Here is a 12,027-nt window from a genome sequence, read left to right on the forward strand (position 1 = left end):
TCCCCGTCACCCGCGCCGACCGGGCACTCCGTCCCCGTCACACTCGCCGACCGGGCACTCCGTCCCCGTCACCCGCGCCGACCGGGCACTCCGTCCCCGTCACCCGCGCCGACCGGGCACTCCGTCCCCGTCAGGACGGAGAGGAAGTGCCCGGTCGTGGTTCAGGACGGGCAGGAAGTGCCCGGTCGCGGTTGAGGACGGGCAGGAAGTGCCCGGTCGCGGTTGAAGACAGGGACGGAGTGCCCGGTCAGCCGAGGAGCGCGTCGACGAAGGCGTTCGCGTCGAAGGGCGCCATGTCGTCGGCACCCTCGCCGAGGCCGACGAGCTTGACCGGCACGCCCAGCTCGCGCTGGACCTGGACCACGATCCCGCCCTTGGCCGACCCGTCGAGCTTGGTGAGCACGATGCCGGTGACGTCGACGATCTCGCTGAAGACGCGGGCCTGGATCAGGCCGTTCTGACCGGTGGTGGCGTCGAGGACGAGGAGCACCTCGGTGACCGGGGCCTGCTTCTCCACGACGCGCTTGATCTTGCCGAGCTCGTCCATCAGCCCGGCCTTGTTCTGCAGGCGTCCCGCCGTGTCGACCAGGACGGTGTCGACACCGTCGTCGATCCCGCGCTTGACCGCCTCGAACGCGACGCTGGCCGGGTCGCCGCCCTCGGGGCCGCGGACGACCTCGACGCCGACGCGCTCGCCCCACGTGGCGAGCTGGTCGACGGCGGCCGCCCGGAAGGTGTCGGCCGCACCGAGGGTGACCTTGAGGTCCTCGGCGACGAGGATTCGCGCGATCTTGCCGACGGTAGTGGTCTTGCCGGCGCCGTTGACGCCGACGACGAGCACGACTCCCGGCTTGCCGTCCGTGCCGGTGACCTGGATGCGGCGGTCCATGTCGGGACCGACCAGTGCCACGAGCTCCTCGCGCAGCACCGCGCGGGCGTCGGGGGTCTGGCCGCCCTCGACCCGCAGCCGGGTGCGCAGCTGCTCGACCAGCGCCTGGGTCGGCGCGACCCCGATGTCGGCCGTGAGGAGGGTGTCCTCGATCGCCTCCCAGGTGTCCTCGTCGAGCCGGTCGCGGCTCAGGAGGGCCAGCAGGCCCTTGCCGAGGCCGCCCTGCGAGCGCGAGAGCCGCTGGCGCAGCCGCACCAGCCGCGACGCCGTGCCCTCCGGCCTCTCGATCGTCGGCGGCTCCTCGACAACGGGCTCGGCCGTGTCGAGGGCGGGCTCCGGGGCCACCTCGGTCGCGGTCTCGCCCTCGGTCGGGGGCGGCGCGATGACGTCGGCGGCTCCGCCCGACGGCAGGTCGGTCTTGCGGCGGCGCCCGGCGGTCAGCAGTCCGGCGAGCGTGATGACGCCGACGACCGCGATCGCGACGATGAGATAGATCCAGTCACCCATGGCGCAATCCCATCACAGGTGCGTGGCGCGCCGAAGCCGGGTGAGCACCCCGGCCACGTGGTGGCCCTGCGGCGCGCTCACCTCGGCCAGTCGCGCCCGGAGCGAGTCGCGCTGGGCGGCCAGCCGGTCGGCTCGGGCGCGCGCCCGTCCGAGCAGGTCGCGCGTGCGGTCGAGGTCGGCCAGGACGGCGTCGAAGGCGGCCGTGAGCCCCGACCCGCTTCCGCCGGCCAGCATCGGGGAGACGCACACGCTGCCCGGGTGGACCACCCAGACGACCTCGTGGGGCATGAGCCGGAACCACGCCACGGCGGCCTCCCCCACCAGCGCCGGTGGCGTCACCCGCAACGAGGACAGCCCGGCCGCCGAGAGCCGTGTGTCGAAGTCGTCGCCGTACCACCGCACGTGGTCGCGCTGGCCGAAGCGCCGGATGCGCTCGTCGGGCGTGGCCGACGGGTCCTCCTCGGTCACCACGCCCGTCCTGATCGGCACCTCGAGCAGCGCGATGCCACGCGGGCTGAGGACGCGGGCGATCTCGCGCATCGCGGCGCAGTCGTCCGGCACGTGCTCCAGCACGTGGTAGCAGACCAGCAGGTCCACCGAGCCGTCGCGCAGCGGGAGCTGGGTCAGGCTGGCGAGGGCGTCGACCTCGCGGGCGTCGTAGCCGGCGTCGAGGCTGATCCGCCGGCGCGCCTCGACCCGGTCGAGCAGCACCTTCGACTGCCGCGACGGGGCGATCTCGACGACCGTGTCGAGGTCACGCAGGTCCGGAGCCAGCACGCCGAGGAGGAGGGACAGGAAGCGGTGCCGCTCCAGGCTCCCGCAGCGCGGGCAGACGGCGTCGGGCCGACCGTCGGGCCCCGGCCGGAAGGCCCGTGACACGGTGCTGCCGCAGGCCGCGCAGTAGCCCCGCACGAGGTCCTGGCGGGCGCCGGTCACGTCTCGCACGCTAGTGCGAGACCACCATCACGTGCGACGGCGCGCCGTGAGGTCACCAGTCGGGTGATCGGGCCGGAGTGATCATGTCGGGTGATCAGGTCGGGTGGTCAGACCCGGGACTCGGAGTCCTCGAGCACGGGGAGGGCGTCCACGCCCTTGCGCATGGCTTCGCCCACCTGCGGCACGACGGGCAGGTCCTGGCCGCGGTGCGGGTAGGCGACGTAGACGGCGACGCCGGCGGCGACGAGCAGGCCGAGGGCCATCATCGAGACGATCACGAGCACGGTGGTCCTCCGAGGTGGTTCCGGTGCAGGGGAACGTCCACCATGGCACGGACGTGGTGGGTCCCCGGCCTCCCGGTGATCCCGGGCGCGTCGGCTCAGGCCGGACGCAGGAGGCGTACGACGGCCGCGCGGACGACGTCGGGCATCGGAGTCACGGGCCGATCACCGGCACCGCGGGAGTTGTCGACGTACACGTGGACGAAGCGACCCTCCGCCGCTGCCTGGTCGGACGAGCCCTGGAACAACCCGATCCGGTAGACGATCGAGCTCGTCCCGACCTTGTCGACGACCAGGCCCATCTCGATCGGCTCGGGGAAGCCGATCTCGCGGAAGTAGCGGCACCCGGTCTCGGCGACGACCCCGATCTGCGGGAGGGCGCGGACGTCGAGCCCGGTCGCCTCGTAGAGGTAGGCGTTGACGGCGGTGTCGAAGAGCTCGTAGTAGGTCGCGTTGTTGAGGTGGCCGTAGGCGTCGTCGTCGCGCCAGCGGGTGGTGGCGGTGCGCCACGAGACGTAGTCGGAGCGCGTGGGAGGGGTCCGCGAGGTGCTCATCGCCGCCCACCCTCCACCACCGCCGGCGCCGACCCCGCACCGGGTCCTGCAGCCCCGGCGGCCGGACGTCCGGCACCGCGCCAGGCCCAGCCGCCGACGACGAGGAGCAGCAGCGCCAGCACGACCGCCTGCGCGACGACGGCGCCGGCCGGGACCCCCGGCGCCGGAGGCGCGAGCGCACCGACCGCGGTGCGCTCGAGGACGACCCCCAGGGCGAGCGCCACCGCGTGCCTCCGGGTCCACCCCGGTGAGCGCACCGACCGGCCGACGAGCGCCACGGCGAGCACCGCGGCGACGACGATGCACGTGACACCGACCCAGCCCGGCGGGGCGAGGTCGAGCAGGGCGGTGAGCACGACTCCGGCGAGGAACACCTGCCAGGGCCGTCCCGCCCGCCGTCCGTCGACGAGCGGCCGTGGACGCCCGAACGGGGAGAGCGCGGTCGCGACGAGGGCAAGAACGGCCGCGGCCGCGAGCGCGTAGCGCGGGAGCGACGTGTGCAGGATCCCGCTGCGTTCGGGGTCGAGGTGCACGGCCGCCGCGACAGCGAGCGCCGCGAGCAGGGTGATCCCGATCCCGAGGCGCCCCAGCACCGGACGACCGCGCACGGCAGGCACCCCCGCGTCGACGAGCAGGAGCGGGGCGCCGATGCTCAGCGCCACGTGACCGCCGACCCAGGACGCCAGGGCGAAGGCGCTGACTCCCTGGACGCGTGCGGCTCCGACGATGTCCGACCACCCCGCGACGTCCGTGCGGTCGGTCGTCCACAGGCTGAGGTCGATCAGGGCCGTCATCGCCACCCCGAAGGCCGCTGCCATCAGGACCACGCCGGTCCAGCCCCGGCCGGTGCGCACGGCCACCTCACGGATGAGCAGCGCCGCTCCGCCGTAGAGCGGCCCGAGGAAGAGCACGAGGAACGCGGAGGTGGCGACGTCGCCGGCGACCGCGAGGTAGGCCGACAGGAGCTCGGCGCAGAGCGGCGCGAGCACGAGCAGCCCGACGATCGCCACGGCCCGGCTCGTGGCCGCGGGCCGGCGGGACTCGGTCACGATCCCGAGGTCACGCCGACTCGGCGTCGCGCAGCCGCTGGCTGATGACGGCAGAGACGCCGTCGCCACGCATCGTGACGCCGTAGAGCGCGTCGCCCACCTCCATCGTGCGCTTCTGGTGGGTGATCACCAGGAGCTGGGAGTTCTCGCGCAGCTCCTCGTAGATCTCCAGCAGGCGCCCGAGGTTGGTGTCGTCGAGCGCGGCCTCCACCTCGTCGAGGATGTAGAAGGGCGAGGGCCGGGCCTTGAAGAGCGCGACGAGGAACGCCACCGCCACCAGCGAGCGCTCGCCGCCGGAGAGCAGGGAGAGCCGCTTGACCTTCTTGCCGGGCGGACGCGCCTCGACCTCGACGCCCGTGGCGAGCATGTCGCCCGGGTTGGTGAGCACGAGCCGACCCTCGCCGCCCGGGAAGAGGCGCGCGAAGGTCTGGTCGAAGGCCTTCTCGACGTCGGCGTAGGCCTCGGTGAAGACCTGCTCGACGCGCGTGTCGACCTCGCGCACGATGTCGAGGAGGTCCTTGCGGGTGCGCTTGAGGTCCTCGAGCTGCTCGGTGAGGAACTTGTGCCGCTCCTCCATCGCGGAGAACTCCTCGAGCGCGAGCGGGTTGACCCGCCCGAGCATCGAGAGGGCGCGCTCGGCGGTGCGCAGCCGCTTGACCTGCTCCTCGCGGACGTAGGCCGTCGGCTCGGGCGCCTCCTCGCCGTCGGGCACCTCGCCGGTGAAGGGGACGAGCGTCTCGGGTCCGTAGTCGGACACCAGCCCGTCGGGGTCCATGCCGAGCTCCTCGAGCGCACGCTCCTCGAGCTGCTCGATGCGCATCTTCTGCTGGGTGCGGGCCATCTCGTCGCGGTGCACGGAGCTGACCAGCTCGTCGAGCTCACGGCCGAGGTCGCGCAGCGTGGTGCGCACCCTCATGAGCTGCTCCTCGCTGCCCCGGCGCGACTCCTCGACGGCGGCCCGCTCGTCGGCGGCCTGCATGACGGAGCGCTCGAGCTCGTGGAGCACGACCCGGACGGCGGCCCCGACCGCCTGCGCGGCGCGACCCTCCCGGATCAGCCGCTCGCGGCGCTCGGCCGCGCGCGCCCGGGAGTCGCGCTCGGCCTGGGCGGCGCGCAGCAGGGAGTCGGCGCGGCCGTTGAGGGCGCGGGCGCGCTCCTCGGCGGTGCGCAGCGCGAGGCGGGCGTCCATCTCGCCCTGCCGGGCCTCGCGGGCCGCCTCGGCGAGCCGCTCACGCTCAGTGGTGTCGGGCTCCTCGTCGGTGACGTCCTCGGCCGCGGCGAGGCGGGCCTCGAGGTCGGCGAGGCCGGCGAGGTCGGCCTCGCGGGCCTCCCCTGCCGTGGCGATCGAACGCTCCAGCCGCTCCGCCTCGCCCTTGGCGGCCCGGGCCTGGGAGCCGTACTGGCCGAGCTCCTCGGCCACCGCGGCCAGGGTCGCGTCGGACTCGTGCAGCTTGGCGAGCGCGACGTCGACGCGCTTGAGGGCGTCGTGGCGGGCGGCCTCGAGTCCGGAGATCTCGAAGCCGAGCCGCTCGGTCCGGGACGTGGCCTCGGCGAGCTGCTCGGTCGCCTCGTCGACGGCCGCCTGCACCTCGATCAGGCTCGGCTGGCTGGTGGAGCCACCGGCGGCGAAGTGCGAGCCGAGGAGGTCGCCCTCGCGGGTGACGGCGACGACGCCGGGCAGGTCTGCGACCAGCCGGCGGGCGGCCGGGAGGTCGTCGACGACCGCGACCTGGTGGAGCAGCCGCACCAGCGCCGGTCGTACGTCGTCGGGCGCGGACACCGCGTCGACGGCCCAGCGGATGCCGTCGGGCAGCGTCGGCCAGTCACGGTCGACGGCGGGCGCGCCGCCGAGCAGCAGCCCGGCCCGACCGAGGTCGTCGGCCTTGAGGTGGCCGATCGCCGCCACCGCCGCGTGGGAGTCGGCGACGACCACGGCGTCGGCGGCCGTGCCGAGGGCGGCGGCGACCGCGGTCTCGTAGCCGTGCTCGACGTCGAGGAGCGCGGCGACGGAGCCGAGGAGGCCGCCGACCGTGTCGGTCGCGGCCAGCAGGGCGCCGGCGCCGTCCTTGCGGTTGAGGCCGATCTCCAGGGCGTCACGGCGGGCGACGAGCCCGGCGCGGTCGCGGTCGGCCTGCTGCGCGTCCTCACGGGTCTTCGCCAGCCTCTCCTCGACCTCGTCGAGCGCGGCGACGGCCTCCTCGTGCTCGGAGTCGAGGCCCTCCTCGCCCGCGTCGAGGCCGGCGACCTTGGTCTCCAGGGTGGTGAAGTCTCGCTGCGCGCGCTCGGCGCGGGTGAGGGCGTCCTCGCGGGCGTCGGTGAGGCGCTGGATCTCCGCGTCGGCCGCCTCGGAACGCGACTTCAGGACGTTGACCTGGCCGGTCAGCCTGGCCAGGCCCTCGCGACGGTCGGCGGCGGCGCGCTGGAGCCCGACGATCCGCTTGTCCTCCGCGACCGCTGCCTCCTCGGCACCCCGCTTGGCGACCACGGCCTCGTCGAGTGTCACGCGGTGCTGCTCGACCTGCTCGGCGATCTCGGCCTCCTGCTGGCGCACCCGCTCGGCCTGCGCCTCGAGGTCGTCGGGGTCGCGCCCCGAGTCGACGGTGTCGCCGTCGGCAGCGCCCGCCGCGTTGCGGATGCGCTCGTCGGCGAGCGATCCCGTGCCGCGCAGCCGCTCCTTGAGGCCGGAGAGCGCGAACCACGTCTCCTGCGCAGCGGCGAGCCGCGGGAGGTCGTCGCGCAGCGTGGCCTCGAGCCGCGCCTCCTGCTCGCGACCCGCGGTGACCTCGGCCTCGACCTGCTCGCGACGCTCCTTGAGGAGCGTCTCGTCGGCCATCTCCGACTCGAGCGATGTGCGCGCCGTCACGAGGTCGTCGGCGAGGAGCCGCGCCCGCGCGTCGCGGACGTCCATCTGGACGGTCTGTGCCTGGCGCGCGACCTCGGCCTGGCGGCCGAGCGGCTTGAGCTGGCGCCGGATCTCGGAGAGCAGGTCGGCCAGCCGGGTGAGGTTCCCGTCGGTGGCGTCGAGCTTGCGGAGCGCCTTCTCCTTGCGCTTGCGGTGCTTGAGGACGCCGGCGGCCTCCTCGATGAACCCGCGCCGGTCCTCCGGGGTGGCGTGCAGGATCGTGTCGAGCTGGCCCTGGCCGACGATCACGTGCATCTCGCGGCCGATGCCGGAGTCGCTCAGCAGCTCCTGGACGTCGAGCAGGCGGCAGCCGTTGCCGTTGATGGCGTACTCCGAGCCGCCGTTGCGGAACATCGTGCGGCTGATCGTGACCTCGGCGTAGTCGATCGGCAGCGCGCCGTCGGAGTTGTCGATGGTCAGCTGCACCTCGGCGCGACCCAGCGGCGGACGCCCGGACGTGCCAGCGAAGATGACGTCCTCCATCTTGCCGCCGCGCAGGCTCTTGGCGCCCTGCTCACCCATCACCCAGGCGAGGGCGTCGACGACGTTGGACTTGCCCGAGCCGTTGGGCCCGACGATGCACGTGATGCCCGGCTCGAGCTGCATCGTCGTCGAGGACGCGAAGGACTTGAACCCCTTGAGGGTCAGGCTCTTCAGGTACAACGCGGGCTCCTCACCGGATCAGGCACGGGATCACTGACAACTGGGGAAGCGCAGTCCGGGCCACCCTACCCGTGGGCGGCCGTCCCGCGCGGGAGGCCGACGTTCAGCGGCCGAGGACGTCCTTCAGCGCGGCGAGCACGAGGAGCACGGCGTCGGGGCGGGCGTTGCGGCCCATCAGCCCGATCCGCCAGACGCTGGCGGCGTATGCCCCGGCGCCGGCGCCGATCTCGAGGTCGAAGCGCTCCAGGAGCTCCTTGCGGACGGCCGCCGAGTCGACCCCGTCGGGCACCTTGACCGTGGTCAGCTCCGGAAGCCGGCTGCCCTCGGCGGCGAACAGCTCGAGCCCCATCTCCTGCAGACCGGCCTGGAGCGCGTCGCCCGCCTCCTGGTGGCGCGCGTGCACCGCGTCGAGGCCCTCGTCGAGGATCCGGGTGAGCCCGGCGTGCAGGCTCGCGACCATCGCAGTCGGCGCGGTGTGGTGGTAGGTCCGCTGTCCGCCCTTGGCGCTGGCCTCTCCGACGTAGCCACCGAGCATGCCCAGGTCGAGGTACCACGACCGCGGCTTCTCGACGCGGCGCTCGAACGCCCGGTCGTCGATCGTGAAGGGCGCGAGGCCGGGGGCGACGCCGAGGCACTTCTGGGTGCCCGCGTAGCCGATGTCGATGCCCCAGTCGTCGGCGCGCAGCTCGATGCCGGCGATCGAGGTGACCGCGTCGACGAGCAGGAGGGCGTCGCCCTTGCCGGCGCCGAGCGCGGCGACGTCCGAGCGGACGCCGGTCGAGGTCTCGGCGTGGACGGCCGCGATGATCGCCGGCGACGGGTGGGCCGAGAGAACGCGGTCGACGTCGACCGGCTGCCCCCACTCGTGCTCCACCGCGACGACCTCGGCCCCGCAGCGCGCCGCCACGTCAGTCATCCGCTGGCCGAAGAGCCCGTTGACCGCGACGACCACGACGTCGCCCGGGTGGACGGTGTTGACGAAGGCCGCCTCCATGCCGGCCGAACCGGTCGCGCTGAGCGGCAGGGTGCGTGCGTTGGTGGTGCCCCAGACGGTGCGGAGCATCTCGCAGGTCTCGTCCATGATCCGGAGGAACTCCGGGTCGAGGTGCCCCAGCAGCGGCGAGGCCAGGGCTCGCGTGGCCTCCGGGTAGGGGTTCGACGGGCCGGGACCGAAGAGGTGGCGCTCGCGGATCATGGCACCGACGGTAGCCAAGCCTCCGGGGTTCACAGGACGGCACCCGGGTTGAGGATCCCGGCCGGGTCGAGCGCGTCCTTGACCCGGCGGCTCAGCGCCATCACGTCCTCGCCGAGCTGCTCGGGCAGCGCGCCCTTCTTCGTCCGGCCGACGCCGTGCTCGCCGGTGATCGTCCCGCCGAGCCGGATCGCCGCGCGCAGGATGTCGTCGAAGGCCAGTCGCGCCCGCCGCTCGGAGTCGGGGTCCGCGGCGTCGTAGACGATGATCGGATGGGTGTTGCCGTCGCCGGCGTGGGCGACGGTGGGGATCTCGACGTCGTGCTCGACCGCGATGGCTGCGACCGCGGCGAGCAGGTCCGGCAGCAGCGGGACCGGAGCGCCCACGTCCTCCAGCAGCAGCGCCCCGCGCGCCTCGACGGCGGGGAAGGCCATCCGCCGTGCCTCGACGAACATCTCCCCCTCAGCCGGGTCGTCGGTCACGACGACCTCGGACGCACCCGCCGCCAGGCAGGCCGCCTCCACCACGGCGATCTCCGCGACCCGCGCGTCACCCGGCGCGTCGGACTGCACGACCAGCAGGGCACCTGCGGCGCGATCGAGCCCGCGCGGCGAGAAGTCCTCGACCGCGTTGATCGACGCCCGGTCCATCAGCTCCATCATCGACGGCCGCAGCGTGCGTCGTACGTCGACCACGGCCCGCGCCGCGTCGACCACCGAGCCGAAGGAGGCGACCAGGGTCGCGGGCGGGAGCGGCACCGGGACCAGCCGCAGGATCGCCCTCGTGACGATGCCGAGCGTGCCCTCGGACCCGACGAAGAGCTTGAGCAGCGAGAGCCCGGCGACGTCCTTGATGCGCTTGCCGCCGAGGGTGACGAGCGTGCCGTCGGCGAGCACGACGTCGAGGCCGAGCACGTAGTCGGTGGTGACGCCGTACTTCACGCAGCACAGGCCGCCGGCGTTGGTCGCGACGTTGCCGCCGATCGAGCAGATCTCGAAGGACGACGGGTCGGGCGGGTACCAGAGGCCGTGCTGCCTCGACGCGGCCTTCACCTCGGCGTTGAGGGCGCCCGGCTCGACCACGGCGACCTGGCAGTCGGCGTCGATCTCGATCGCCCGCATCCGCTCGAGGCTGAGCACGATCCCGCCGTCGACCGCACTGGCGCCGCCCGACAGCCCCGAGCCCGCGCCCCGCGGGACGACGGGCACCCGGTGCCGCGCGGCCCACCGGACCGCGGTCTGCACCTGGCCGGCGTCCTCGGCCCGGACCACGGCCACCGGCGTGCCGGCGCCGGTGTCCTTCGACCAGTCGAAGCGGTAGGTGGCGACGGTGGCCGGGTCGGTGGCGACCACGCCGGCGGGCAGGGACTCGACGAGCTCAGCGAGCGCTTCCATCCGCCCATCGAACCATCCCGCTAGGAGGCAGGCACTGCGTCCGTGCCGGCGCCCGCGTCGGCGTCGGCGTGCGCGATGTGGCCGAGGGAGCGCCACACCAGCGCCAGCGTCACCCCGGCGCCGACGAACGCGAACCACCACGGTGCCGTGAGGCCCCAGTAGTGCGCGATCACGCCGCCGAGCAGCGAGCCCACGAGCACCCCACCCTGGACGCAGATCATGTAGACCGAGCCGACACGCCCCTGCAACTCCCGCGGCACCGCGCGCTGGCGCACGGCCATCGAGAGCGTGCCCCAGACGAAGGCGTAGGCGCCGAAGAAGAACATGAGGGGGTACGCCGTCCACGGCGTGGTGGTGAGCGCCATCGCGAGGTGGAAGAGCACCTCGGCGAGCAGCACCGCGCGCATCAGCGACGCGAGCGGCACCTTCTTCTCCAGCCAGCCGTAGGCGAAGGTGCCCACCAGCCCGCCCAGCGCCGACGCCGTCGTCAGCAGGCCGAAACCGGCCTCGCCGATCCCCACCCGCTCCAGGGCCCAGAGCACCAGCACCGCCCAGGGAGCAGCCCACGTCACGTTGAAGACGACGATGATGAAGGCGAGCGTGCGCACCGGCGGGTTGCCCATCAGCCAGCGCACGCCCTCCGCGATGTCCTTGCGGATGTGGGTGTCGACGTCCTCGCGGACCGCGCCCGGCGGCGTGCCGATCCGCGACACGAGCACGATGCCGAGGGCGATGCAGACGACCGTCACCATGAACGGCAGGGCCATCCCGGCCGCGAAGAGCAGGGCGCCGATCGCGGGGCCGACGAGCTGGTTGCCGGTGATCATGCCGGCCATGAGGCGTGAGTTGGCGATGCCGAGGTCGCGCTTGTCGACGAGCATCGGCGTGAGCGTGCCGGAGGTCGCGTCGACGAAGGTCTCGGCGGTGCCGAGGGCGACCATGCCGACGAGGACGATCGCGATGTTGACGTGCCCGGTGACGATCACGACGGACAGGCCCGCGAGCACGAGTCCGCGCACGGCGTTGGCGGTCATGATCACGCGCCGCCGGTCGAGCCGGTCGGCGAGCGCCCCGGCGAAGAGCCCGAACATCAGCCACGGCAGGGTCAGGGCCAGCATCGCTCCCGAGACGAGCACCGGGTTGCGGGTCTGCGAGGCCACGAGCAGCGGGCCTGCCGCGATCATCATGCCGTCGCCGAGGTTGGTCACCCACGACGACCCGACGAGCCAGCGGAAGCCACGGCCGAGACGGGCCGGGAAGACGGTCTCGACGATCCTGCTCACAAGGTCGTGAGCCTACGTGCGCGGCCGTCGCGGTCGCACATCATTAACCGGTCGGGACCGGGTCAGGCGGGCTGCAGGTCCTGGGCGGCGCGAGCGGTCTCGCGCGCCATCTCCCGGGCGGCCGCCTCGAGGCGGTCGTTGTCGGCCTGGAGGCGGAGGACCATCGACTCGAGGTCCTCGACGCGGCGACGCAGTCGCCGGTTCTCCACCGACATCGCGGGGGTCGTACGCAGCTCGTTGGTCACATGACCCATCAGAGCCTTCGCCATGGGGCGCCTTTCGATGAGCATCTCAGAGGAGGGGCGGTGACCGCGAGGCGGCCGTCTACAAGAGTCCCACCGCGGTCGCGACGGGTCAATCCGAGGGTGGGTCCGGGG

The 12,027-nt window shown here is 73.6% G+C and carries 10 protein-coding genes; all 10 read right to left on the minus strand.

Annotation, left to right across the window (positions count from 1 at the left end):
* Positions 1–247: 247 nt before the first annotated feature.
* A complete protein-coding gene (gene ftsY, locus BLV76_RS21625; protein ID WP_090972043.1) occupies positions 248–1,396 on the minus strand; it encodes a signal recognition particle-docking protein FtsY in 1,149 nt (382 codons plus the stop codon).
* Positions 1,397–1,408: 12 nt separating this feature from the next.
* Positions 1,409–2,332 carry a methyltransferase domain-containing protein gene (locus BLV76_RS21630; protein WP_175539781.1) on the minus strand — a complete coding sequence of 308 codons (924 nt, stop codon included), beginning with the start codon at positions 2,330–2,332 and terminating at the stop codon, positions 1,409–1,411.
* A gap of 107 nt (positions 2,333–2,439) precedes the next feature.
* Entirely contained in the window at positions 2,440–2,616 is a 177-nt protein-coding gene (locus tag BLV76_RS22740; RefSeq protein ID WP_175539782.1) for a hypothetical protein, read from the minus strand.
* 95 nt (positions 2,617–2,711) lie between these two features.
* Positions 2,712–3,167: an acyl-CoA thioesterase gene (locus BLV76_RS21635; RefSeq protein ID WP_090972047.1), complete on the minus strand. Its 456-nt coding sequence runs from the start codon at positions 3,165–3,167 to the stop codon at positions 2,712–2,714.
* A complete protein-coding gene (locus tag BLV76_RS21640; RefSeq protein WP_139306665.1) occupies positions 3,164–4,216 on the minus strand; it encodes a hypothetical protein in 1,053 nt (350 codons plus the stop codon). The genes BLV76_RS21635 and BLV76_RS21640 overlap by 4 nt, the downstream gene beginning before the upstream one ends.
* Positions 4,217–4,226: 10 nt before the next feature.
* A complete protein-coding gene (smc, locus tag BLV76_RS21645; protein WP_090972050.1) occupies positions 4,227–7,781 on the minus strand; it encodes a chromosome segregation protein SMC in 3,555 nt (1,184 codons plus the stop codon).
* Positions 7,782–7,884: 103 nt separating this feature from the next.
* Entirely contained in the window at positions 7,885–8,976 is a 1,092-nt protein-coding gene (locus tag BLV76_RS21650) for a pyridoxal-phosphate-dependent aminotransferase family protein (RefSeq protein ID WP_090972052.1), read from the minus strand.
* A 29-nt stretch (positions 8,977–9,005) separates the two neighbouring features.
* Positions 9,006–10,367, minus strand: coding sequence for an FAD-binding oxidoreductase (locus tag BLV76_RS21655; RefSeq protein WP_090972053.1), 1,362 nt, complete (start codon positions 10,365–10,367; stop codon positions 9,006–9,008).
* A 20-nt stretch (positions 10,368–10,387) separates the two neighbouring features.
* Entirely contained in the window at positions 10,388–11,650 is a 1,263-nt protein-coding gene (locus BLV76_RS21660) for an MFS transporter (RefSeq protein ID WP_090972054.1), read from the minus strand.
* Positions 11,651–11,712: 62 nt separating this feature from the next.
* The gene (locus tag BLV76_RS21665) at positions 11,713–11,919 is read right to left on the minus strand and encodes a hypothetical protein (RefSeq protein ID WP_090972056.1); all 207 of its coding nucleotides are present in this window, start codon (positions 11,917–11,919) and stop codon (positions 11,713–11,715) included.
* Positions 11,920–12,027: the final 108 nt, after the last annotated feature.

The organism is Nocardioides exalbidus (assembly GCF_900105585.1).
Classification (GTDB): domain Bacteria; phylum Actinomycetota; class Actinomycetes; order Propionibacteriales; family Nocardioidaceae; genus Nocardioides; species Nocardioides exalbidus.